This window comes from Corynebacterium sp. HMSC074C11 (assembly GCF_001809455.1).
Classification (GTDB): domain Bacteria; phylum Actinomycetota; class Actinomycetes; order Mycobacteriales; family Mycobacteriaceae; genus Corynebacterium; species Corynebacterium amycolatum.
Map to the genome: position 1 here is coordinate 20,955 of NZ_KV797724.1, position 25,168 is coordinate 46,122.

A 25,168-nucleotide genomic window follows, 5' to 3' on the forward strand; every position below is an offset into this window, starting at 1 on the left:
CCACCGGCTCGGCAGCTGTCCGCAGTAACGGCTTAGCCGTCGACCACGACCTTAACCGGCTCGCCGATTCCCAGCTCCATGACCTTGATGCCAGCCTCGCGGGCATCGTCCAAGATCTTCTCATCCACTGCAGTAGTTCCCAGAACCATACAGGTCGGGCCAGCGCCCGAGAGGAATGCCGCGTAGCCACGGTTGCGCAGGCGGTTGACCCACTCTGCGGTCACCGGCAGCACGTCGGAGCGGTACGGCTGGTGCAGGCGATCTCGCGTTCCCTCCCACAGCAGTTCCGGGTGGGACTGCAGCGCTGCGGTCATAACCGCAGTACGGGAGACATTGAAACGAGCGTCGACATGCGAAACATCGCTCGGCAGCACCTGACGGACCGCATTCGTGGAGGCGTGAAATGCCGGTACGAGTGCAGTCGCCTGAATGGATTTATGCACCGGAATGCTCACTGCTCGGTACTGAGGTGCGGTGCGACCATCGACAGGCTTGTCAGTCCAGCTGACCACTGCTCCGCCGAGGACGGATGCGCCAGCGTTATCCGGGTGGCCCTCGAAGACCGAGGATTCCTGGATTACCTGGTCGTCGGTAAGCGGGAAGCCGGCCAGACCGTTAGCTGCAGCGACACCAGCGACGGCGGCTGCTGCGGAAGAGCCCAGGCCGCGCGACTGCGGAATGGTGTTATGGCAAATAACCTTCAGCCCCGGTGCCTCGACACCTGCGGCGCGAAGGCCCGCGCGAATCGCGCGCACTACCAGATTAGACTCGTTGCGCGGCAGGTCGACTTCGCCCTCACCGTGAATCTCAACGACGACACCCGATTCGATGACCTCGACCTCGACAATGTCGTAGAGCGCGACGGCCAACCCCAGGGTGTCGAAGCCCGGGCCCAAGTTCGCTGACGAACCTGCAACCGTGACAGTGACCTTCTGCCCCGGGAAAAGCTCCTGTGCCATTTAGATATCCATTCCTTCGATACGAATGACGTTGTTGACGGCCAGAACCGCGTCGTTGGCGCGCAATTCGTCGACCGTTGCTTCCAAATCCTTCTCCAGCGCCTTGTGAGTCACGATGACCAGGCGAGCACCGTTGGCGCCCTCTTCCTGGCGGACGGTGCGCAGGGAGATGTTGTGATCAGAGAAGGTGCGAGCGACATCGGCAAGTACTCCGACTCGATCGTCGACGTGCAGGTCGATGTGGTAGCGGGTGCGAACGTCACCGAAGTCGAGAATCGGCAGGTTAGCGTAGGTGGAATCCCCCGGTGCGCGACCACCGTGGACAATGTTGCGAGCGGCGGCAACAAGGTCACCGAGCACTGCGGAGGCTGTCGGGTTACCACCGGCGCCGTTGCCGTAGAACATCAGGCGACCAGCGGCCTCGGCCTCAATGAATACAGCGTTGAAAGACTCACGCACAGTTGCCAGCGGGTGACGACGTGGAATCAGCGCTGGGTACACGCGGGCGGAAATGGACTCCTTGCCATTCTCGTCCGTGACCCGCTCACAGGTAGCCAGCAGCTTAATGGTGCAGTCTGCGCTCTTGGCGGCTGCGATGTCATCAGCGGTGATCTCGGTAATGCCCTCGCAGTGAACGTCATCAGCAGTCACGCGGGTGTGGAATGCCAGGCTGGCCAGAATAGCTGCCTTGGAAGCGGCATCGTGGCCCTCGACGTCTGCAGTCGGGTCGGCCTCGGCATAACCCAGGCGGGTGGCCTCTGCCAGCATCTCGTCGTAGTCCGCACCGGTGGAGTCCATCGCATCAAGGATGAAGTTAGTGGTGCCGTTGACAATGCCCATGACCGTATTGACAGTGTCACCGGCCAGCGAACGGCGCAGCGGCCCGACGACCGGAATAGCTGCAGCCACAGCAGCCTCAAAGAAAAGGTCGACGCCTGAGGAATCGGCAGCCTCAGAGAGCTCCTCGCCGTGAGCTGCGACAAGTGCCTTATTGGCCGTCACGACCGACTTGCCCGCACGCAGTGCCTCCAGCACAACGCGACGTGGGTAATCAATGCCACCGATGACCTCGACTACCAGGTCAACGCCATCGCGCTGGACCAGCGAAAAAGCATCGTCGGTAAGAAGATCCTGATCCACATTCGGACGCGGCTTGGTCTTGTCGCTCACAGCAATACCAACGACCTCGACCGGGCCGCCGATGCGGCGCTCGAAGTCCTCAGCCTTCTCGTTGAGCAGGCGGTAAACCTCAGTACCGACTGTGCCAAGACCTAAAATAGCGACACCAACTTTGTGGCCCTCGCCCTTTCCAGGATTATTCGTTGCGGCAGTCATCGTGGCGTTTCACACTCCAGGCTTAGTAAGTCTTGTACGGTTTCTCGTCTTAATATTTGGGTCACTTGACCATCGCATACCGACACTACTGGTGGTCGCGTCAGCATGTTGTAGCGGCTGGCCATTGCGTAACAGTATGCCCCAGTAGCAGCCAGCGCGAACAGATCACCCTCAACAATGTCGTCCGGGTAGTTCGCGTCATTAATCAGAATGTCTCCCGATTCACAGTGCTTTCCGACGACACGGGTGGGAATCCTGGAACCTGATACTTCGCGATTAACGACGCGACCATCATAGTTCGAGCCGTAAAGCGCCGGACGAATATTGTCGCTCATTCCACCATCGACCGATACATAACGACGGGTCATGCCTTCATCGATGGTCACATCCTTCAAAGTGCCCACTTCGTACACCGTGACCATGGACGGGCCAACGATGGCACGACCCGGTTCAACAGCCACTGTCGGAGTTTCAATGCCGATACGCTGCGCAAGCTTGTCCACAGCAGTGAGGATCTCGTAGGCAAGCGGAGCAACGTCAAGGGGCTGCTCGCCTGCGGTGTATGCAATACCGAAACCGCCACCGAGGTCAAGGGTGTTGAAGTGTTTCGAGATTTCAGTGCCGTGGCGTTCGACGAGCTTTTCCACCAGCGAGAACACGCGCTCGGCCGCGAGAATGAAACCGTCGGAATCGACAATCTGGGAGCCGATGTGACAGTGCAGACCAATCAGGCGCAGATTGTCGTCCTCTTCTACGAGGTTGGCAGCTTCCAGCGCTGAACCGGACGCGAGGGAAAAGCCGAACTTCTGATCCTCGTGCGCGGTAGCGATGAACTCATGGGTGTGTGCTTCCACACCGGGCTTCACGCGGACGAGCACGTCCTGCACCACGCCTGCTTCAGCCGCCACCTGGGACAGGCGACGCAGCTCCGAACGGGAGTCAAGCACAATTTTGCCGACGCCAGCTGAGATAGCATCGCGCAGCTCTGCGGTGGACTTGTTATTGCCGTGGAAGGTCATGTCCTTGGCTGGGAAGCCCGCAGCAAGAGCGATAGCCATCTCGTTGCCCGAGGCGACATCGAGATGCAGCCCCTCCTCCATTACCCAGCGGGCAATGGTCTTCGACAGAAAAGCCTTGGACGCGTAGTGGACATTCTCCGCGCCGCGGAAGGCCTTGGCCATCGAGCGGCAGCGGGAGCGGAAGTCCTGCTCATCGACGACAAAAACCGGAGTGCCAAATTCTTTGGCAATGTCGATCAGGCTCACTCCGCCAATTTCCACTGAGCCGGGATTCTCTTCGTCATTACCCCGACGACGGGCGGTAGTTGGCCAGACATGCGCTGGTAGTTCATTAAATTGAGTGGAATCGGGCCGGGTGTAGCCACCCAGCTCGAAACCATTGCCGTCGATAGGCACGAAACAGCTCTCTTTCTCCGTTACCCGGGCGGAGCAACGGGGTGTAGTTTTACGGGCGCGTTCGACTACATGCGCTCAGGTGCGGTAACACCGAGCAGCTGCAGAGCATTGGCCAGCGTCTGGCGGGTAGCCTCAGCCAGGCCGAGACGAGCACGGTGCAGCTCGGATACCTCTTCGTCGGCCTTAGGCAGAATCTGGCAGGTGTCGTAGAAGCGGTGGAAGACACCGGCGAGCTGCTCAGCGTAACGGGCAATGCGGTGTGGTTCCCGCAGGTCAGCAGCGGACTTGATGATCGCCGGAAACTCACCGATAGTGCGGATGAGCTCACCTTCACGGTCCTCTACCAGCAGGGAGAAGTCGGCATCTTCGCTGGTCACACCAGCCTCTTCGGCACGGCGGCCGATTGAGCACAGACGAGCGTGGCCGTACTGGACGTAGTAGACCGGGTTGTCGCTGGACTGCGAAGCCCACAGCCCCAGGTCAATATCCAGGCTGGAGTCCACGGAGGAACGGATTAGCGAGTAGCGAGCAGCATCGACACCGATTGCCTCAACCAGGTCGTCCAAGGTCACTACTGTGCCCGCGCGCTTGGACATCCGGACGGCCTTGCCGTCGCGAAGCAAGTTGACCATCTGACCGATGAGCACCTCGACACCGTCTGCGTTGTAGCCGAGCGCGGCAGCGGCGGCACGCAGACGTGCGATGTAGCCGTGGTGATCGGCACCCAGCATGTAAATGCACAGGTTGTGGCCGCGGTCGAACTTGTTCTTAACGTATGCGATGTCACCCGCAATGTAGGCTGCATCGCCGTCGGACTTGATGACCACGCGGTCCTTATCGTCACCGTAATCGGTGGACTTCAACCACCACGCGCCGTCAGCTTCGTAGAGTTTGCCGTTTTCCTTCAGGGAGTTGACAGCTGCTTCCACCTGACCGGACTCGAACAGCGAGTTTTCGTGGAAGTAAACATCGAAATCGGTGCCGAACTCGTGCAGAGACTCCTTGATGTGCTCGAACATCATGTCCACACCGATGACGCGGAAGTGCTCCTGGACCTCCTCCTCAGAGCCCTCGAGTGCCTGCGGATTCTTCTCCAGCACAGCAGCAGCAATGTCCTGGATGTACTCTCCGCCGTAGCCATCCTCCGGGGTCGGCTGGTTCCGAGCGGCGGCAACCAGGGAGTCGGAGAAGCGGTCAATCTGGCGACCGTGGTCATTGAAGTAGTACTCGCGGGTGACCTTGGCGCCCGTGGCGGACAGGACACGACCAAGAGCGTCACCGACTGCTGCCCAGCGGGTACCACCCAGGTGAATCGGCCCGGTCGGATTTGCGGAGACAAACTCCAGGTTCACGTCGAGGTTGGAGTTGAAATCGGCATGACCCCACTTCTCCCCCGCTGCCAAGACGTCCTCGACGATCTTGCCCTGGGCATCGGAGGCCAGGCGGATGTTAATAAAGCCCGGGCCTGCGATGGTTGCTTCATCGATACCCTCAGAGGCGCCGAGCGCTGTGGCAATTTCAGTTGCCAAGTCACGCGGCACCATACCGACACGCTTGCCCAGCTGCATAGCGATATTGGTTGCATAGTCGCCGTGCTCAGGGTTACGCGGACGCTCGACAGTCGGGTTTTCCGGCACGATAGAGACATCGGCATCGTGGGAAGTCAAAACCTCGACGGTGACTTTTCGGACTAGTACAGCAAGATCAGCAGGATTCACGATTGCCTATCCTATTAGGTCAATCGCAGTCGTGGAAACATCAGCCACCAAAAGATTCATTTGAGGGGCATCTGCAGGTCGTGGAGTCCGACTGCAACTAGCCATTTTCACGATCCAGGCGAATTTGCGTTGAGAACAGATTTAATCCGGGCCTAGGCGTAGCATTCAGGTAGGAAATTATTGCCTTATCCTCAACCCATTTTGGAGCGACCGTGAAAGTAGCACTTTTCGCGACCTGCATCGGGGACATGATGTTTCCGGATGCAGTGAGTGCGACAGCCAGAGTTCTCACGCGGCTCGGATGTGATGTGGTCTTTCCGCCACAGCAAACCTGCTGCGGACAAATGCACGTCAACACCGGATACCAGAAGGAAATCCTTCCTCAGCTAGACACCTACGCTGATGCTTTTGCGGATTCCTCGATTGACTACGTTGTCGCCCCGTCCGGTTCCTGCGCCGGCGCCGTTCGCCACCAGCATCCGATGATCGCGGGCCGCTACGGTACCCGTGCCCAAACCCATGCGGCACAGGCCTGCGCGAACAAGACGCTGGATCTCTCCGAGTTCATCACCGATGTCGCTGGTGTGACTGACGTCGGTGCTTACTTCCCCCACTCAGTGACCTACCACTCCACCTGCCACAGCTTGCGGGTGCTCAAAGTGGGTGACCGTCCGTGGCGGCTACTCAGTGCAGTCGATGGAATCGATTTGCGCGAGCTGCCCGGCGCGGCGGAGTGCTGCGGTTTCGGCGGCACCTTCTCGGTGAAGAATGCGGAGACTTCCGCTGCAATGGTTGCCGACAAGACAGCCAATATCCGCGCTACGGAAGCGGAGTTCGTGACCGCTGGCGATGCCTCCTGCTTGCTCAATATCGGTGGTGCGCTGCGTCGCCAGGACTCTGGCGTGCATGCCATCCATATGGCCGAGATTCTGGCCTCCACCAAGGAGACCCCGTTTGAAGTGGACAACCGTCAAGAAGCTTCCCTGCGAGGTGAGCAGTAATGGTCGCAATTAACGTCGGCATACCAGCCCTTCCTCCACGCGCGCCGCACAACGTCGGGCATCTGCGCGGTACGCGCGGGTTCACGGCCGCGGCGCACGAGGAACTCAAGAACACTCGCATGCGTGAAAATGTCGGTCATGCCACGCGTTCGATTCGTAAGAAGCGCGCGCATGTCGTAGCGGAGAAGAATGACTGGGAGCAGCTGCGGCTCGCGGGCAGCCACATCAAGCGCGATGTGATGGCGCGTCTGCCAGAACTGTTGGAGCAGTTCGAAGAGTCAGTGACGAGTGCCGGCGGTCACGTCCACTGGGCGCGGGATGCCGCTGAAGCAAACCGCATCATTACGGATTTGGTGAAAGAGACCGGCGAAGAAAAGGTCGTCAAGATTAAGTCGATGGCCACGCAGGAAATCGGCTTGAACGAAGCGCTTGCCGACGCCGGCATCACCGCCCGCGAAACCGACCTGGCGGAACTCATCGTTCAGCTTGCCGACGACATGCCGAGCCACATCCTGGTTCCTGCTATCCATCGCAATCGCGAGGATATCCGCGAGATCTTCCTCAATGGAATCCCCGGAGTCGACCCGGATTTGAAAGCCAATCCGGCCGATCTGGCCGAGGCATCCCGTAAGTTCCTGCGCGAGCAGTTTATGGAGGCCAAGGTCGCGATTTCCGGTGCCAACTTCGGTGTGGCCGAAACCGGTACGGTGGCCGTCGTCGAGTCAGAGGGCAATGGCCGCATGTGTCTCACGCTGCCGGAAACACTGATTTCGGTGATGGGTATTGAGAAGCTGCTTCCCACTTTCCAGGACTTGGAAGTATTCTTGCAGCTGCTGCCACGGTCGTCGACAGGCGAGCGTATGAATCCCTACACCTCCCTGTGGACGGGAACCACGGACGGCGACGGCCCGAAGAATTTCCACATTGTGTTGCTGGACAATGGGCGCTCGGCCACCCTTGCCGATCCGATTGGGCGTGAAGCGCTGAAGTGCATTCGCTGCTCGGCATGCCTGAATATCTGCCCGGTGTACGAGCACGTGGGCGGGCACGCTTACGGTTCGGTCTACCCGGGTCCGATTGGTGCAATTTTGTCCCCGCAGCTCACCGGCATGGACTCCTACGATGATCCGAATGCCTCCCTGCCCTATGCATCCTCGCTGTGTGGAGCTTGCTTTGAGGTCTGCCCGGTGCGAATTGATATCCCCGCGGCGCTGCTGGAGCTGCGACACCGTAAGGTCACGGAGCACCGCCCGCCGGTGGAGGGCAAGCTCTTTGCCACGCTCGGGTTCATCATGGGCAATCAGAAGCTGTGGGACATGAGCGCTAAGATGACCTCCCTCGCCCGCGTACTCGGGTTGAAGAACGGCGAGATTCACACCCTGCCACTTTTCCTCAGCGGGTGGTCGGATGTGCGTGATACTCCGATTCCGCCGAAGAAGCCGTTCCGCTCACTGTGGGGTTCGGAGGATTTCTCGGCGCAGCTGTCCCGTGAATCGGCAAATCAGGTTCCGACGAAGATTAATGGACTGTCGGATGACAACAAGCAGCCCGACACGTCCGGCAAGGAGGCCTAGCGATGTCCCATTCCTCAGCATCCGCGAACATTGCCAAAAGCGAAATCCTCGAGCGTATCCGCAATGCTCAGAAGATCGCCTTCGAAGGCCGTGACTTGGCCTCTGACGCAGGCATCGTCACCGGCGAGCCCGGTACACATTTCAACATCCCCCGCGATTACGAACGCTCCTCCGACCTGACGGCCAAGGAGATCATTTCGCTTGCCGACGAACGCATCGCCGATTACAAAGCCGATGTACGCCGCTGTGGGAGCTCGGCAACTGAAATCAATGAAGCTGTGAAGAAGGCAATTGCTGATGTCGGGGCTTCATTGATTGGTATTCCCGAAGGCCTAGACCGCGAGTGGGTTGCGGGGTTGGAGTCTGGTGGGGGTAAGGCCACCACCGAGATTCGCGTCGATACAGGTTTCACCGCCGAAGAGCTGGACGAGCTCGACGCGATTGTCACCAGCTCTGCTGTTACCTGCGCCGAGACCGGCACCATTTTTCTGGACGGTTCGGCCACTTCTGGCCGCCGCGCGCTGACCTTGGTGCCGGATATTCACATCTGCGTTGTGCCGGCTTCCACGGTTGTCTACGGCATCCCGGAGGCAATTTCCCGTCTACGCGAGAGTAATCCCACCGCTCCCATCACCATGATTTCGGGGCCTTCTGCAACCTCGGACATCGAGCTTGCCCGAGTCGAAGGTGTCCATGGGCCACGCACGCTGATTGTGATTATTGCTGGCCAGTAGCACCAAGGTGAATTGTCATGGGCGACTCGAATTCCTCCGCCAGGCTGTTCCGCTGGAAGAACGGTAACTAAACGTTTCCGCTAGGTGGCCGCTAAAACAAAAATCCCTCAAGCAACCAGGAAAAACCTAATCACTTGAGGGATAGAACGTGCCCCCGAGAGGAGTCGAACCTCCGACCTTCGGTACCGGAAACCGGCGCTCTATCCACTGAGCTACGGGGGCGTGTGGCACAAGTACAACAAGTGCAACGAGAAAAGATGTTACCACTTGGCTGGGGCGATTAGCGAAATGCCCCGCGCCCCAGCCAAATCTCCACTACGCGGCTTCAGAAACCTGGTCTTCCTCAATAGGACACACCACGGGCACGCCCTCGTCATCGAGTACGCGGGCTCGAATTCCATAGACGCGGGCCAAAAGGTCCGGAGTGAGAACGTCAACAGGACTCCCCTGGGCAACCACGTGGCCGTCGTGAAGCATGACAAGCTCATCGCAGTAGCGGGCGGCGAGATTCAGATCGTGGATTGCGACGAGTGCCAAGGAGCTCCGTGAGGCGACCTCCGCACGGACGAGTTTTAGGAGTTCCACCTGGTGACGCAGGTCGAGGGCGGAGGTGGGTTCGTCGAGAAGCATGATCTCGGGATCGCGGACAAACATCTGCGCGACGGCGACGAGCTGCCGCTGACCGCCGGAGAGCTCGCCGACGAATCTGTCGGCAAGGTGTTCAATGCCAACCTTTCGGAGAGCTACCGCCGTGTGCTCAATCTCTGAGCCACGTACCCGCAGACGCCCGGCGCGCCGCCCGGAGACCAGTACCGATTCGAATGCGGTCAGCGAGGCGCTGGCCGGTAGATCCTGCGGTACGTAGCCGACGACTTCGCGCAGTTCGGAACCGATAACCCGTTCATTGTCACGGGTCAGAACAATCTCCCCGGACATGGGCTTTCGAATCCCCGCCAGCGTGGTCATCAGTGTGGACTTGCCCGCAGCGTTTGGCCCGAGCAAACCCGTCACCGTACCTGGCTTCAGCGTGCGTATTGACGCCCCGCGCAGCACCTTTCGCTTGCCATAGCCTGCAGCTACGTCATTGACATCGAGAAATACGCCCATTAGTTCCACACCGTCCTCTTACGCAGAAAAACCAAGCCGACAAAGAATGGGACACCGACGATTGCGGTAATGATGCCAATCGGCACTGCCACACCCGGCACCACCGTGATGGATACCGCATGAGCTGCCGCAAGCAGCGCCGCGCCCGCCGCCATCGATGCCGGGGCAAAGAAGCGCTGTTCTTCACCGACCAGCATGCGTGCAATGTGTGGGCCGACCAGTCCGATGAAGCCGATGATGCCGGCGAAGGCCACTGCGGTTGCTGCCAGCAGCGAGGCTACAATCAGCGTCGCAATGCGCAGCCTATCCACATTGATGCCCACGGCTTTTGCTCGGGCATCGCCAAGCCGCAACACCGTCAGCGCCCACGCATAGCGGATAGTGAACGGAATAGCGATTAGCAGCGCCGCCGCAATGATACCGTTGGCCACCCAGTTCGCGCGCTGTAGCGAGCCCATCGTCCAGAACACAATCTGCTGGAGCGCCTCGGTAGTCGCGCGGTATTGCAACAGCGCCAACAGCGCTTGGAATAGAAACACCAGACCAATGCCGAGCAGAATCATCGATTCCTTACCCGAGCCGCGCCATACCGACGCCGCCGCCACAATCGCCACAGCGACGACGGATGATACCCAGGCCACGGCCGCCAGGTTGAACTGCGCATGCGGAATAATCACCCAGCCCAGCACAATCGATGCCGCCCCACCGAACGCCGCTGCAGCCGAGATACCGAGCGTAAACGGCTCCGCCAGAGGGTTATCGAGGATTGTCTGCATCTGTGCACCGGCAAGCGACAGCGCTGCACCAATCAGCACTGCCATCACCGATGCAGGCAGACGCAGCTTCCACAGCACCGTACGAGTGGTTTCGTCCACATCATTCGGGCTCACGATGCCACGGACGACGTCCCCCACGCTCAGTGCCATCGGCCCCACAATCGTCGCCACCACAAACGCGCACACGGCCAGCCCCACCAGCACCGCAATGATGGCGATTTTCCGTGCCGAGCGTCGTCGGTACTGTCGCGCAGAGTCGTAGGTCGTGCTTGACGACGGACACTCGTGCTGTTCGGTGGCGGGCTGCGACTCTTGACCTCCACTGCCGTTGGTGGAGGTGGACTCGCGGGGTTCGTCGTCAAGCCCTGACGCGGGAGCGTGCAGATTGGTGTAAGTCATCGGATTCCTTCTTCGATGGTGGAAGATGGGTTACTTGGTCGGCTCCAGCGCGGTGAAGAAGGTGCCGCTGAGTTCGAAGGGCAGGTAGTCCTTGTGGAACTTGGCGAAGTCAGCGACCGGGTCGAGGTCAGCGAACTCCTCTGGGTGAATCCACTTGGCGAATTGCTCGAGCGCGAAGACGTTGTACGGCGAGTCGTAGAACTGGTGGAAGGCGGCGTACAGATCACCCTTCTTCGGCGCGGTCAGGGTGTCAAAACCCGGAGTCTTCAGCAGGCCTTCCAGAGTGCGCTGTGCGGTCTCTGGGGTGGCGGTGTAGCCGAGTTCGACGTGTGGCAGCACTTCCGGCTTCTTCGGATCGAGCGCCCAAGAACCACCGGTGGCGATGATCTTCTCCGGCTGGACGGACAGGACCTTCTCTGCGGTCACGTCGCCCGATTCGGTGTCGAGGAGGCTGTCTCCGAGGTTCTCACCGCCGGCTGCTGTGACAAGGTCACCGAGGTTGGACTTGTTGACGGTCGAGCAGCAATCCTTGAGACCGGCTGCTCGCCAGACGAAGGTCTTTGGCTTGTCTTCGAGCTTGGCGGCACGTTCGGTGATCTCGTTGACGCGCTTTGTGTAGAAGTCGGTGAACTTCTTGGCATTGTCCTGCTCATCGACGATCTGGCCGAGGAGCTCGACGGACTTGGCGGTATTCTCCAGGGGCTTTTGCCGGAAGTCGGTGAATACGTACTTCAGACCTGCCTGATCGAGCTTGGTGAGGAAACCGGACTGCTCCGCGGCCTTCTTGTGGTCAAGGGTCATGACGACCACGTCTGGGTCGTGGGAGATGAGGTTTTCAACTGTGACATCGCCCTTGGCGATATTGCCGATGGTCGGCATGTCTTTCAGCTCGGGGTTCGTCTCGAAAAGCTTGGTTTCAAACGACGGTGCGCCCGAATGCAAATCGCTGCCCATGGCGACAACGTGGTCACCCGGGTTTTCTTGGTCAAGCATCGCGGTGACAAACATGGCGCGGCCTTCACCGAGCACGACTCGTTCTGGCTGCTTGTCGAAGGTCACAGTGCGACCTGCGACATCAGTGACAGTGAGTTCTCCTTTGTTGTCGGCAGCCTCGTTCGACTCTGCGTCCGCACCGCATGCTGTAGCGACGAAGCTCAGCGCTGCACACCCGATTGCGGCCAGAGTTTTGGTCTTTGGCGCGGTTTTAGCCTTGGCGAAAATATTGACTCTCATGCGTTTCAGTTTCTGCCTTGTTTATTTCTGCGTAATTTTTGGTACTTAGGGTGCACAAAGAGAAGTGAACAGTCACCCCTTTGCTTTAGGCACGCCTTACCTTACAGCTTGAAACGTAGAGAAAAAAGCGCCCTGCTAGTGGTTGTTTTACTAGCAGGGCGTGGAAGTCTTACTTCCTTTCGAGAACCGACTGGAAGCACCTCAGCATCACTTCGCGGTCTTCATTAGCAAGTGGTGAAATAACTTCCTGGCGAACAGTGTCTACATAATCCGGCGCCGCCTCGGCAAACACGTGCCGACCAACGCCTGTTAAGACGACGACATAATCCGAGTCCGGGTCTTCGCCGTGGTCTTCGGTGTGAATAAATCCGCGCTTTTCCAACCTGTTGGTATGCAGCAGCGCGCGGGGATGGTTCCACTTCAGTCGATCACAAATCTTGTCAACATGCAGAATCCCATCCTCTACCTCATGCAGAGCGATGAGCAGGGTAAAGTCCGCGAACGTCAGCCCGGTTCGAGTGCGTAGGCTTCGCTCGATATTGCGCTCTACCTCGCGAAAAGCAGCTACCATCGACTGCCAAAAGAGCTGTTCATCATCACTCAGCCATTCAAATGAGTTCATACTGCTCTAGGCTAATGGTGAGAGCCTCGTAGCGGAGACAAATGAGAAAACACTCACAAAAAACTTCTGGCTACTCTGCTTTTCCGTCGACTGAATCGGTGACCGTAGCATTGGCGGTCTCTGCAATCTTATCGAGCACAGCGGAAATCCCCTGATAGTCGATATTCTCACCGAGCACATCAAACAAAACATGGCGCACAAGCTTCACATGGTTCGGCGCCGCCTTCTCAATCACGGTTCGACCGTGTTCAGTAAGCGTGACATCAATACCACGGTTATCGCAGGCGCAGCGTTCCTTAGTTACTAGCCCGCGTCGCTCCATGCGAGTAATTTGATGCGACATTCGGCTGCGGTCCCATTCCAGGGATTCGCACAGGGTGCGCATGCGCACTACATTGTCTTCAGCCTCGGAGAGAACAACCAGAACCGAAAAATCTGCAGTGGAAATATCGAGAGAATCTTGCAGCTGAAGGTCGATTGACCTGTCAACGGCCCGTTTAGCGTTCAGAATTGAGCGCCATAACCGCTGCTCTTCATCACTTAACCACGGAACATCTTGCATATGTACAGAGCCTACTATCTTGAAACCAAATCCTGAATTTTCATAAACTCCGCTCCTGTCACACGATCAAAGCGGGCTTCATCGCACGTCAGGACTAATACCTGCATATCGCGCCCCGCTTTGGCAAGAGCATTATTCATCCGCCGCAAACGGTGTTCGTCTGAATAACCTAATGCATCATCAATAATCACCGGAGCGCCCTGCCCGCCCTCCATGACACCGGCAACGGCCAAGCGCAGCAGAATGTCCAGCTGCTCCTGCGCTCCACCAGATAGCTCATCGACATCGAACTTGCCATCGGCATTGGACCGTGACTCAATCTGCAAGTCCTCATTCATCGTGAACTGAGTTCCCGCACCGAACACACCGCCACCGTACTCTTCGAGCTTGCGCAGCAAGGGGTCAGCCAGCGCATTCCGCGATGCCACGCGTGCCTGTGTCATTACCTCCATGAGAGTCTTGGCGGCAGCTGCACGTCGACGCATTGAATTCCGATCTCGCTGTGTTCGCTCCACTACTCCCTCAGCTGCTGCCAGTTTCTCATTCGCGCTGTCGAAATAGTCCAAGTGCACCCGAATCTCTTGCCGACGCTTTTCCAGCTCAGCCAGGCGATTCTCAACTGCATCCCGTCGCTGCTTAGCGCCCGCGAGCGATGCTTCCACGTCGTCGGCATCCCGCTGCGCCAGCTCCTTCTGAGCCGCAGCCAGTTGCTCTTCTGCCGCCTCATAGTCCTTGCCTCGGTTTTCCACCGCAGCAAAGATCTCGGCGTCCGAGGCTTTTTCTCGCGTCGCCGTGAGCGAATCTTCGCGGACCTTCAGAACGGACCGAGCCCCTTCAAGCTCGCTGCTGGCCTTCGTATAGTTGGCGTGTGCAGGACGCTTCTCCAGCTTCGATAAGCGCATATCAGCACTGTCGCGCTCCGACTCGGCATCCCTACGCCCCACTGCAGCTTCTTCCAGCCGGGACTTTGCCGATACCAAGTCAATCTCCGTCGGCGCTTCCTCGCCCGCAAGTTCCTGATACCGCTCGCCGTGTACTCGTGCTTCTTCCTTCGCATCGTCCAACTCTGCTGTGAGCTGGTGATACTCCACACCGTCGGACACCGCAGTTATGGATGTCTCCACCTGGAATTTTGCTTTTTCCGCTTCCCGACGTCGTGTGTATGCCTTTTGTGCTTCCGCGACGGAATCAGCGCCTGCAACCTCAAGCTGTTCTTTGAGCGATGTCTCTGCTTTTTCTAGCTTGCGCTGCTGCGAATCTGAGCCGTCTCCGGGCTGTATAGCAACCGTGACGTCGCCGACTTCGATGGCCAATGGCTTAGTAACCGCGCGTTGAACTGTCTCAGCCTCCGGAGCTAGCCCCACTTTCTCGCCGTCGACCGTGACCTCCTGCGCACTACTAGCCGAGAGCTGCACACTCGGGCTCGATGCCTCCAGCACAGCGGCGGCTGTTGCAACTTCGCGTTCGCAGGTCAACAGTTTTTCCATTACCTCTTCGGTAACGGAATTCCGAGTAACTATCTCCTTGTGCTCTGCCAATTGCGCGCGGAGCGCATCGAGTTTCTTCACTCGCTTCGACAGAGCTTCAACCAAACCGCGCTTCTCTCCCAATGCAACTTCAGCTGCGGCCAGTTCTTCTGCCTTTCGAGCTTCGCGGTACGTGTTTACAACCGCATCGCGATCTTCCTGCGCCTTCTTTAAAGCTGCGACCTCCTTATCGAACGCTTCCTTAAATTCAGCAACTTTCTTCTCTGCAGCAGAATGCTGATCCTTGGCTTCTTGTGCCTGCTGAATGAAAGCTTCGCGCTCTTGCTGAGCCTGTTTAGCTAAGTCCAGCTGCTGCTTCGCCGCTGCAGAGACCTCCTGTGCCTGGGAGACGGCAACCCTGAACTTTTCGAGTTCTTCTAGTGCCTGGCCCCAGTGCTCGACTTCGTTTTGGGCTTCTGGCAACGATGCCCGCTGCGTTTGCTGGCTTTCTTCATTACGAGCAGCTTCCTCATTGAGCGCTTCGAATTCCCGGACCTTTTTCGCCGCTTCGTCGCGCACCTGCTGGGCTTCCGCCAGCTCCTTGTCTACGTCGGTAACCTGCTTGCGCTCTTTGCCATTTTTTTGGAAATAGTTGCCGTATTCGGCTTCAACGGCTTCAAAAAGGCCTACCTCTTCTGCGGTTTCCGCGCGCTGCCCCGATGCCGACTGCAATGCGCTAGTGACTTGTACATAACCGCCCAAGGAGAGGGTCTTTTGTGCTTGCCCCTGTTCAGCAACGAAAACCTGCCACAGGTTCTTGGTATCTGCATTGTGCATTCGGGCGGCCAGCCACTCCTCCGCCTGGTCATCTTTGAGAACCTCGGCTGTCGGAGAGTGGACGGTGACGATTGTGCCGGTGTCCTTGGTGCCACCAAAGATCTTGTCCAGCGTAAATTCGTAGCCGTCAAGCTCCAGCCGGAGCTTAACCTGCGGCTTTTCCTGGCTGGAGTGACTGTTCAGACTAAGCGCTTCGCTTGACCTGGACTTCCATTTTGTCGTCAGTGCAACGTGAATAGCTTTGGCGATTGTCGTCTTACCCGACTCATTTTCACCGGAAATCACTACCACGCCGCGCTCGGCGAGCCCTGTGATTGAGAGTGAATCAATCGCACGTACATTGTGTAATTCGATGTCGTGAAAACGCATGATCTATTCCTTCTCTCCGGCTAGGCGAGCCAGCAAGCGAAGCGCATCAGCTGCTGCGGTGGTTTCAGATTCTGATAGGGGTCTACCGCTCTCGGTTCGCCCTGTACTCAAGACCGTTAGTTTTTCTGCAGCTATGAGCGGATAACCGGTGAGATTGAGATTAGAGATATCCCCTTCGGACGGAACCACCGTTAAATCGGAGCCACTTTCCCGGCGATAAAGTGCAGCGAAAAGCTGTTGGTACTGCTCAAGTCGGTTTTCAAAGGTAGTCGACTCTGACAGTGTCACGGTTCCTCGCAATGAATACTTCACCGCTGTGTCTGTCTTCGTCTCTATACCGTCCAGTTCAGCAAAGAACTCATCGAGGTCTTCCGCGCCAGTGATATCCATGTCGATGGCATGAAAAGCCCACTGCCCCACTCGGTGGGAGGCCACGGTAACTGAGCCCTTTTCGGGGTCGTCCTCTGCGATGTCGACGACTAGCGCATTGCCGGAATCCCGTTCTTTGTCGTCATACGCTGTGGTTTCGTGCGCGCCGGAGAAATAAACTCTGCCAGCATGGTCAAGTTGGCTCGTGGAGTGGGAATCCCCCAGCGCCACATAGTGCAGCGCCCCACGGTCAATAGCCTGTTCCAAGCTGGTCAGATCAATGGTGGCTCCCGCATCAGCACCAAAGCCTTCTACTTGGCCGTGTGCGACCATCACTCGGATTCCATCGGCCGGCTCAAGCTCCGTGGCTACTTCCGCCACGATGTCGTCTGCCGAATACTTGCCGTGTACTGGCACACCGATGAGTTCCACCCCGTCACGGATGGAAATGGGCTCGCTGTCGCGAATTACGTAAACTCCTCGGTCTTCCAAAGATTCGAAAGCGCTACGTCGATAAATGGAAGAAGCATCAAGCGCATCATGGTTGCCGGGCAGGAGATACACCGGCACGGGTAGCTTGGCTATTCGCTCAAGAGCCCGCAAGAACACCTTGTCCGGCAGTGTATTGGAATCGAACACGTCTCCAGCGACGACGATGAATTCAGCGCCTTCGCTGGTCGCCAACTCACCGATGCGGTCGATGGCGTTGAGGCGACTTTCGTGGAACCTAGCTTGGGCTTCACCGCCATCGAGCTCTAGGAACCACCGAGTCATTCCCAGTTGCCAATCTGAGGTGTGAATGAATTTCATGACTAGCGCTCCTTTTGTCCCAGGCTCAGCGATTCCTGCAGATGTTGCCAACAATCTTCCAAATCGGCGACTGCACGAATGGTCTCTCTCGAAATTACGCAGGTTGGCTGCAATGCTTCATGCAGCAAACTACGGTCGGTAACTGTTAGTGGGTCAATAACCTCGAGCGAAGGAACACTGACTCGTTCCAAATCATTGCCCCAGTAGTCGGCTTCGACCGCGAAAAGCTCGGCAACCTTTTTCTGCTCGTTGTCACCGCCATCATTTCCACCAGCGCCATCCGCCTTCTGGGCGATTTTATTGGGATCCTCCCGAACCGCGCCGCCAAGCCCGAGGCGCTTTGGCGCAGTCCGGTTTCGCAGCTGTGTTAGTTCCTGAAGCCGGCGTTGCAATTCGCGCTGCGGATAATCGCGCAGCTGCATTAGCGACAGCGGATCACGGTCAATATCAGCGACAAGTTGAGCGGCGACTGCAACGGTGTGCTTACACACAGGTGCCGGGTCCGGGCAGGTGCATTCGCTATAAATGTGCTCTTCACCATCGCACAACAGCATTTCCATCTGCTCATACGGCAACTCGCCGTGCTCAAACTCTGTGAAGGCCGACGGATTGTTCACCAACCACCGCAGTACGTCGTCAGTTTGTTTCTGCTCCCGCCGTGGGAACCGAATAAAGACTGAAAATGGTTCCGGCTGGCTGCCCTGCACTTCCCCGATGATGTAACCATCCGCGATTCGAAGCCCGAGCACATTGCCGTCGAACCTGTACTTCTCGCCTCTGTGAACACGACCCGAATCGGCGCCACGGATGATGAACTCCCACACCCACCGGGCAAAGCTAGTACGTGGCTCGACCGCCACACGCGCTGAGGTTCCACGTCGCTGCTGCCCGGTAAATGCACCAGCCCAGTCCTGGGTGGCCAGGAGCTTTTCAATCGTCGAGCTGGTTGCTGGTGCGCTTCGCGCCGTAGTCCTTTTACGACCGCGCTTTCCAGAGGGACCCTTGCCAAACTCGGCAAAGATGACATTGTCGCCCCATGTCACGTCTCCGTCACCGGCCATTAGTACCACCTCTTCTGGACTCTAAACGGTGTCACATTGTTGGGAATCGAATCGTCATCCGAGGTTGCGGAATCCAATGCCGTGGCCTCCGGGTTCACCCGACCGGTCACCGTCCCACCGGACTTTGACTCCGCTGCGTCCATCGATTCACGCAGTGACTGAATCTTGTCCTTGTCCAATTGCCACAGTGACCGCAAACGGTGAAAATCCATCTCCGTCAGCTTGATTTCACCAGCGCGCACAACTGCATCCGCCAATTCTGCTTTTTCAAAAATCAGCTCGTCGATGCGTTCTTCAAGCGTTCCAACACTGACCAGCTTGTGCACATGGACGTCTTTACGCTGACCGATGCGGTAGGAACGGTCCGTGGCCTGGTTTTCAACCGCTGGATTCCACCACCTGTCAATATGAATGACGTGGTTGGCGGCAACTAGGTTGATGCCGACACCTGCCGCGAGAGTCGACAGCAAAATGATTGGTGGACCGTCCGGAGCATTAAACTCTGCCACTACTTTTTCGCGCTGTGCCGGAGTCATTGCCCCTTGAATAAACGGAATGTCCACGCCCAAGCGCTTGCTGAAATGAGGGGCAAGCATCTTGCCAAATTCCACGAACTGCGTGAACACAAGCGCGCGTTCACCGTTTTGCACAATCTCATCGACGAGCTCTTCCAACCGTGCGACCTTGCCCGAGCGATGCTGCCCATGATTAAGCAGCCCCGAGCCGTCGTGCTGGTAGTGCGCTGGGTGGTTGCAAATCTGCTTCAACTTCATGATGCCGCCGAGGATGATGCTCTTTCGCCCGAAGCTGCCAGAACGATTCCGCTTCGAGCGCTTAAGCTTGTCCTCGATATCCTTCACGGCCTCCTGATACAAGAAAGCCTGCTCCGTCGTGAGAGGAACCATCTCCACCTGCTCATTCTTCTTGGGCAGGTCCGGCGCGATAGCTGGATCCGACTTGAGTCGGCGCAGGATAAAAGGTGCTGTAATCGACTGTAATTGCAGCAGCATTTCCGCATTCCCATCACGCTCGATGGGAATCGCAAACTTGTTGCGAAATGCATTCGCTGAGCCCAGCATGCCTGGATTACAGAAATCCATGATGGTGCGCAGTTCGCCCAAGTCATTTTCCACCGGAGTACCAGTCATGGCGATGTTGTGTCGCGAGCCCAGGCTCCGCAGCGCTCTGGATACCTGTGCGTTGGGGTTCTTAATTGCCTGTGCTTCGTCAGCAATCACATGATCCCACTGCACTTGGGCGAGTTCGTTCACATCTCGGGTAGCAACACCATAGGTCGTCACAACAACATCGTGTTTCCCGATAAATTCTTGTAGTTCTCCACCATGAGGGCGGTTTGAACCATGCAGCAGCCCAACCTTAAGCTCTGGAGTGAACTTTGCCGCTTCTGCTGCCCAATTGCGCAACACACCTGTCGGAACCACCAGCAGCGAAGTCTTGTGCTCTTGAGCCGTAGCATCTGCTTTCCGACGGCAGCGCTCATACTCCAACAGCGCCAGAATTTGCACAGTCTTACCGAGCCCCATGTCATCCGCGAGAATGACACCAAAGCCGCGGTTGGACATATCCGCCAGCCACTCCACACCGCGCTGTTGATACTCCCGCAGCTCACCGACAAAACTCGGTGGCACCTCGACCGACTCTGCGAGGGCCGTGGAACCGTCTGAGTACTTCGACACCAACGCCTTGAGCCAAGAGGGATCCCTCGGGGCGACTGGCACTGCTGCTGGAGCTTGCGACTCCAAACCACCATCGAAGACCAGCTCTTTCAGGGTGGCTTGCCCCTTACCGGTTTCCTCCCCGGCCTTGGTCTGCTCCACCAAAAACTTCAGGGCTTCCCTAGCTACCTCTGGGTTCGCGTGCACCCAATGGTCTCGCAGATGCACTAGCCCCGTACTCGATGCAGCGAGCTCACGCATTTCCGCTTCCGTCAGTACGGCATCCCCCACGGCCAGCTTCCACTCGTAATCAACCAGTTGGTCAAATCCGAGTTTCGGTTCCGAACGGCGCCCAGCAGGCCCCGTCGGATCTAACTGGACGACTTCAGTGTGCAACTGCAGGGTGGTCTCCACTGACTTCCAGTTCGGCGGCAGCATCACATCGATATCAACCTTTGCCAGCTGCGAGATGCCATCAGTCATAAGCTCTATCAGCTGCTCTGAGGTCAGCAGCAGATCCAAGCCCGGGTGGCCCGCTGCCTTCGCATATTTGAGCGTTGGGAATGCCTCCTGTGCAGCCAATAGCTGCGGGCGAAGCAGCGACAGCACGGACCGGCGACACATTTCTGGATTCAGGCGCTCCGGAGCTGCGACGCCGATGCGGTAGTACATCCGCAATGGCCATAGAGTCTCATGTTCCACCGCAGCTGAACGAGGATTGAAGCGAGTTACTGAGCCCCCTTCTTCATCCGCTCGATCCTGCAACTCCAACAGCTGCGGAAGATCCACATCCGACAAGTCTTCCAGCTGGCCTTCAAAACCAACAGGTTCCTGCACCATTAGCTGCAGACGAACATCCTCACCATCGGCCGACAGTCTCCACTTTGCCAGTGACTGCGCCACCCCCGGCGTCGCACGCCCCAGGGACTGAGACTGCAACAACGACCGCACGAAACTCTGACGCTGTTCTGCCGGTTCATCCAGATCGGCCAGGAGCGCGTTGGTGACCCAATGAAACATCCGATTGATGAAGTCCTCAGCCACCGTGGCACCTCCGTTATCAATCAACACCGGTGGTGTACGGGAAATGACCTGACTCTGCCAAGCAATCTCACTCAGCCCCTCCGACATCCGCCACGTCGGCCACCACTCATTGTCTTCCCATGTCAGCGCCACCAATGCCCGCCCAGAGCGTGCGAAAGCATCCAATCCCTGTACAACATCCACAAAGAACCGAAGATCCGGTGCCATCGCCGCCGAGGCAACTTCCTCCTGCAATTGCACCAGTGCCGTCACCGCAGCCCATGGCGGGAACACCCATGTGGGTACCGCTTTCTCTACTGCCCGCCCCTTCGGTGTGCGCAGTTTTAGCGTCAGTTGCGCTCGACTCCCCTGGTCCAGCACTGCAAAAAGCCGACGCTGATGCGCCGGGACTTCCAGCAAATCCACGTCCGCAATAATCCGGTGCCCCTCTGGCCGCTCCACCCATAGGTGAAGACCCGAATCATCCTTCCAGACCGCGTGCAGCAGCAACGGCACCGCTGACTTAGCAACTTGATCCATTACTTCCTCCCCACTGCTTGCTCAGTCATCGCCTGCTCAGTCATCACCGTCTAATCACCCGGCGACTTCGCCACCAGATATTTGTTCAATGAAGATTCTGCCACGCACCCCGGATCAGCTTTTCCACCACACCACAATATTAGCACGCATGTTCGAATTATGTATCTTGCAAAAATTACTCCCCTTCTGCCCAAATACCCCTTTTCCCAGGTAATTTGTCGCACTTAACCGATTTTTAAAAGCTTTTTCAACGCTTCTTATCTTGCAATGCAGCGCATCACATGAAAACGTCGTATAGGCCACAAGAATTAAAAATGTGTGACTCGTGCAATAGTTCTGCCATGGTTCGCATGTGCCAGTAGGCTCCGATGACTGTCGAAGATAGTCCGGAAGCTGAAGCTGTGTTGAATCGCGAACCGCAGGTTCCACCGTGGACGTCGGCCACTTTTTGGCTCGATGCTGCCGCGTCGCTGTGAACGTCGTCAAGCAGACTTGATTAAGCGAAATTGAGTTGTGCGCCGAAAATGCTTTTTGGTGCGCTAGGTAGTGCGCGAGTCCGACTGTACGATTAATAAATAATGAGGAGTTGCCCTGTGGACCAACACACATGGTTCATCATCGCACTAGTCATTTATCTGCTGTTGATGGTCTACATCGGTTGGACCGGATGGAAAAAGACTGCAGAGTATGACGAATACATGATTGGCGGCCGCGGCCTACATCCGTTCGTCGCGGCACTGTCAGCGGGTGCATCGGACATGTCCGGCTGGCTGCTGATGGGTCTGCCCGGCGCGATTTACCTTTCGGGTCTGAACCAGACCTGGATTGCAATCGGCCTGGTCGCAGGAGCATGGCTGAACTGGAAGTTCACCGCACCACGCCTGCGTAGTTACACCAAGATTGCTCGTAACTCGATTACCGTGCCGTCGTTCCTGGAGAATCGTCTGCACGATACATCGAAGGTGCTGCGCGTTGCCGCAGGCCTGATTATTTTGCTGTTCTTCACCTTCTACGTGTCCTCGGGCATGGTGGCAGGTGGCCGTTACTGGGAGTCGACGTTCGGTGGCAACTACCTCGTCGGCATGCTGTTGGTAGCGGCTATCACTGTCGCGTACACCCTGTTCGGTGGCTTCCTGGCTGTGTCTTACACAGACACGGTGCAGGGCATCATTATGTTCATCGCGCTGCTGACGGTTCCGACTGTCGGCATCATCTACCTAATCAACAATGGCAACTCCGCCTCGGACATCTTCAGCTTCGCTGCAAACGACCCCTACCCGGGCAGCGAGGGACAGCCGGTCGAGACCTTCTTCGATCCGTTCGCTGGCATTCCGCTAATCACGATTATCGGTCTGCTCGGTTGGGGTCTGGGCTACTTCGGCCAGCCGCACATTATCGTTCGCTTTATGGCTCTGCGTAGCGCGAAGGACGCAACCGAGGGCCGCCGCTGGGGCGTTGGCTGGCAGGCACTGTGCATGCTCGGCTCGGTCCTCGTGGCTCTGACCGCGACTGTTTTCTTCGCTACGAACCCAGATGCTTCGGTCACTGATGCGTCTTCCTACGAGACTATCTTCCTGGACATGACCCGCATCCTGTTCCACCCGCTGATTGCAGGCCTGATTCTGACTGCGGTTCTGGCAGCAATCATGTCCACCATTTCCTCGCAGCTGCTGGTGTCTTCCTCCGCGCTAATCGAGGACTTGTTCAAGGCAATGGTCAACAAGTCCCTGCGTCCGAAGACCTACATGGCTCTCTCCCGCGTCGCGGTTGCGCTGATTGCCATTATCGCCGCAATCATCGCTGCTAACCCGAACAGCTCCATTCTGGATCTGGTTGGCTTCGCGTGGGCCGGCTTCGGCTCGGCATTCGGCCCGGTGCTGCTGGCCGCCCTCTACTGGTCGCGCCTGAACACGCCAGGTGCTGCTGCCGGCATGATCACTGGTGCGGTTGTCTCCTTCGCATGGGGCATGAGCTCGCTCAGCGACACTCTCTACGAGATCGTCCCGGGCTTCGCCGCTGCAACTGTCGTGATGATCATCGTCACGCTGGCTACGAAGGAACCGAATGAGAAGATCAAGGAAGAGTTCGACCACGCAGCAAAGCAGGCTCTGGTCTAACACTTCGATTTAGGCTTGGCCTCCGCTAGCCCCACAGGCTAGCCCCGGCGCATACCTACAAGGAACCGAAAAAGTATTTTTCGCGCCCAACTAGGTATGCGCCCTTTTTTATTTGCCATCCTAGCCGCCGTCTTGACCGCCGCCTTTGTCTCATCCTTTGCACTTACGCGAGTTCTCGTCACCTCCTCCCCCGCTGGGCCGGACGCCGAAGCCGTCGTCAAACAACTGCGCACTGTGCGCGTCGTCGCAGGCCGCCCCACCGTCACCGGGTACAAGCGCGAGCGCTTCGACGTCTGGGCAGGTTCTGCCGATTGCAATACACGCCATAAAGTGTTGGCGGCGTGGTTCGGGGGCTCTGTATGTTCGCTTGACGACGGCGCCCTGCGCGAAATCCCCGACCCTTACACGGGTGACCCGGTGGGTGCGCATGAGGTCGATATCGACCACATTTATCCGTTGGCAGCGGCGTGGGATTTCGGAGCCTACGCCTGGGATGCCGAGCGGCGTCGGCGATTTGGCAACGATATCGAGGCCAACCTCGCGCCCACCCGAAGTGCGGTCAACAGGGATAAAGGAGATGCCAGCCCGGCGGAATGGCTTCCCGAAGATGCGAAGGCGTGTGACTATTCGCAGCGTTACTTAGCGGTGGCCATTAAATGGGACCTGCCCGTATCTTCGGCAGACTGGACGGCGCTGGCAGCTGCGTGTGGGATCCGCGCTGGGAAAGGCACGAAATAGAGAAAATAGTGCGAGCACGTTAAGTTAAGGACTGGTCTTAATAAGGAAATATCCAGGCCACTCCTCGCTTGAACGCGAGGCCTACATTCAGTCGTGGAAAGGTAATACGTGCAAAACGTAGTTCTTATGGTTCACGTCCTAGCGGCAATTCTGCTGCTTGGACCGGTGACTGTCGCAATTTCGATGTTCCCGAAGCTCGCGCTTGCAGCCCGCGGCGGAGAGGCTGGAACGGTCGGCTCCGCGCGCACCATGCACGCCATTTCGCGCACCTACGGCATGTGGTCGCTGCTCGTGCCGCTGCTCGGCTTCGGTGTCATGTTCACCGATGTGTCGACCTACATGAAGTCCGGGGCAATGCACGCCGCAATCCTGCTGGCAATCATCGCCTGGGCACTGCTGTTCTTCCTGATCATTCCGCGTCAGCGTCTGATGATGGCCGGCCTCGGCATCGCTGATGAAGACGAGGATGTTGACGATCCGGAGTTCATCGAGCGTCGCAAGAAGGCTGACGAGCTCGACTGGGACAAGCAGAAGGGCCAGCTGGCCATGTTCTCCGGCATCTTCTCCCTGCTGTGGGTTGTCGCCGGCATCCTGATGTTCTTCATCTAAGGATTGAGCTCTAGCGCTTAGGCCCCGCGCCTACGCACACGCTCAGACACAATAAAACTGCCGGTGCGCCTGTACGTTTCGGCCCGACTTTTAGGGCTGGGAAGTACATGCGCACCGG

Annotated in this window: 19 protein-coding genes and 1 tRNA gene; 6 read left to right on the plus strand and 14 right to left on the minus strand. The window is 57.7% G+C overall.

Going from position 1 to position 25,168, the window contains the following annotated elements; all coding sequences use genetic code 11:
* Positions 1–32 precede the first annotated feature (32 nt).
* From thrB to argS, 4 genes are all read right to left on the minus strand, one after another.
* A complete protein-coding gene (thrB, locus tag HMPREF2614_RS02385; protein ID WP_070560033.1) occupies positions 33–959 on the minus strand; it encodes a homoserine kinase in 927 nt (308 codons plus the stop codon).
* Positions 960–2,294 carry a homoserine dehydrogenase gene (locus HMPREF2614_RS02390; protein WP_038628451.1) on the minus strand — a complete coding sequence of 445 codons (1,335 nt, stop codon included), beginning with the start codon at positions 2,292–2,294 and terminating at the stop codon, positions 960–962.
* Entirely contained in the window at positions 2,291–3,709 is a 1,419-nt protein-coding gene (gene lysA, locus HMPREF2614_RS02395) for a diaminopimelate decarboxylase (RefSeq protein WP_070560035.1), read from the minus strand. The genes HMPREF2614_RS02390 and lysA overlap by 4 nt, the downstream gene beginning before the upstream one ends.
* Positions 3,710–3,774: 65 nt before the next feature.
* Positions 3,775–5,376 (minus strand): arginine--tRNA ligase, encoded by a 1,602-nt coding sequence (gene argS / locus HMPREF2614_RS02400; RefSeq protein ID WP_222867213.1) that lies wholly within the window; start codon positions 5,374–5,376, stop codon positions 3,775–3,777.
* 263 nt (positions 5,377–5,639) lie between these two features.
* Between argS and HMPREF2614_RS02405 the strand changes: the two genes are divergently transcribed.
* From HMPREF2614_RS02405 to HMPREF2614_RS02415, 3 genes are read left to right on the plus strand one after another with little or no spacing between them, the layout of a single operon-like run.
* Positions 5,640–6,428, plus strand: a complete 789-nt coding sequence (locus tag HMPREF2614_RS02405; RefSeq protein ID WP_049180809.1) for a (Fe-S)-binding protein — start codon at positions 5,640–5,642, stop codon at positions 6,426–6,428.
* Positions 6,428–8,002, plus strand: a complete 1,575-nt coding sequence (locus HMPREF2614_RS02410) for a LutB/LldF family L-lactate oxidation iron-sulfur protein (RefSeq protein ID WP_070560037.1) — start codon at positions 6,428–6,430, stop codon at positions 8,000–8,002. The genes HMPREF2614_RS02405 and HMPREF2614_RS02410 overlap by 1 nt, the downstream gene beginning before the upstream one ends.
* A 2-nt stretch (positions 8,003–8,004) precedes the next feature.
* Positions 8,005–8,736, plus strand: a complete 732-nt coding sequence (locus tag HMPREF2614_RS02415) for a LutC/YkgG family protein (protein WP_049180811.1) — start codon at positions 8,005–8,007, stop codon at positions 8,734–8,736.
* A gap of 149 nt (positions 8,737–8,885) precedes the next feature.
* Here the strand turns inward: HMPREF2614_RS02415 and HMPREF2614_RS02420 are convergent.
* The 10 genes from HMPREF2614_RS02420 to HMPREF2614_RS02465 form a co-directional block, all read right to left on the minus strand.
* Positions 8,886–8,958, minus strand: a tRNA-Arg gene (locus HMPREF2614_RS02420).
* Positions 8,959–9,051: 93 nt separating this feature from the next.
* The gene (locus tag HMPREF2614_RS02425; RefSeq protein WP_038628441.1) at positions 9,052–9,843 is read right to left on the minus strand and encodes an ABC transporter ATP-binding protein; all 792 of its coding nucleotides are present in this window, start codon (positions 9,841–9,843) and stop codon (positions 9,052–9,054) included.
* Complete coding sequence (locus tag HMPREF2614_RS02430) at positions 9,843–11,018, minus strand: FecCD family ABC transporter permease (protein ID WP_038628438.1); 1,176 nt, start codon at positions 11,016–11,018, stop codon at positions 9,843–9,845. Before HMPREF2614_RS02430 ends, HMPREF2614_RS02425 begins: the two co-directional genes overlap by 1 nt.
* A gap of 30 nt (positions 11,019–11,048) precedes the next feature.
* Positions 11,049–12,251 (minus strand): ABC transporter substrate-binding protein, encoded by a 1,203-nt coding sequence (locus HMPREF2614_RS02435; protein WP_070429338.1) that lies wholly within the window; start codon positions 12,249–12,251, stop codon positions 11,049–11,051.
* Positions 12,252–12,420: 169 nt separating this feature from the next.
* The gene (locus HMPREF2614_RS02440; protein WP_070437896.1) at positions 12,421–12,873 is read right to left on the minus strand and encodes a MarR family winged helix-turn-helix transcriptional regulator; all 453 of its coding nucleotides are present in this window, start codon (positions 12,871–12,873) and stop codon (positions 12,421–12,423) included.
* Positions 12,874–12,943: 70 nt separating this feature from the next.
* Positions 12,944–13,435, minus strand: a complete 492-nt coding sequence (locus HMPREF2614_RS02445; protein ID WP_070437900.1) for a MarR family winged helix-turn-helix transcriptional regulator — start codon at positions 13,433–13,435, stop codon at positions 12,944–12,946.
* Between the two features lie 14 nt (positions 13,436–13,449).
* Positions 13,450–16,107: an ATP-binding protein gene (locus HMPREF2614_RS02450; RefSeq protein ID WP_070437903.1), complete on the minus strand. Its 2,658-nt coding sequence runs from the start codon at positions 16,105–16,107 to the stop codon at positions 13,450–13,452.
* Between the two features lie 3 nt (positions 16,108–16,110).
* Positions 16,111–17,286, minus strand: coding sequence for a metallophosphoesterase family protein (locus tag HMPREF2614_RS02455; RefSeq protein ID WP_070437906.1), 1,176 nt, complete (start codon positions 17,284–17,286; stop codon positions 16,111–16,113).
* A 2-nt stretch (positions 17,287–17,288) separates the two neighbouring features.
* A complete protein-coding gene (locus HMPREF2614_RS02460) occupies positions 17,289–18,347 on the minus strand; it encodes a hypothetical protein (protein WP_070437910.1) in 1,059 nt (352 codons plus the stop codon).
* Positions 18,347–21,586 (minus strand): DEAD/DEAH box helicase, encoded by a 3,240-nt coding sequence (locus tag HMPREF2614_RS02465; protein WP_070437914.1) that lies wholly within the window; start codon positions 21,584–21,586, stop codon positions 18,347–18,349. Before HMPREF2614_RS02465 ends, HMPREF2614_RS02460 begins: the two co-directional genes overlap by 1 nt.
* Before the next feature lie 593 nt (positions 21,587–22,179).
* On the opposite strand from HMPREF2614_RS02465, the gene putP reads away from it, so the two are divergent.
* From putP to HMPREF2614_RS02480, 3 genes are all read left to right on the plus strand, one after another.
* Positions 22,180–23,703 (plus strand): sodium/proline symporter PutP, encoded by a 1,524-nt coding sequence (gene putP, locus HMPREF2614_RS02470; RefSeq protein ID WP_083280595.1) that lies wholly within the window; start codon positions 22,180–22,182, stop codon positions 23,701–23,703.
* A gap of 132 nt (positions 23,704–23,835) precedes the next feature.
* Positions 23,836–24,441 carry an HNH endonuclease family protein gene (locus HMPREF2614_RS02475; protein ID WP_235191244.1) on the plus strand — a complete coding sequence of 202 codons (606 nt, stop codon included), beginning with the start codon at positions 23,836–23,838 and terminating at the stop codon, positions 24,439–24,441.
* A 108-nt stretch (positions 24,442–24,549) separates the two neighbouring features.
* Positions 24,550–25,050 carry a hypothetical protein gene (locus tag HMPREF2614_RS02480; protein WP_049180815.1) on the plus strand — a complete coding sequence of 167 codons (501 nt, stop codon included), beginning with the start codon at positions 24,550–24,552 and terminating at the stop codon, positions 25,048–25,050.
* Positions 25,051–25,168 lie beyond the last annotated feature (118 nt).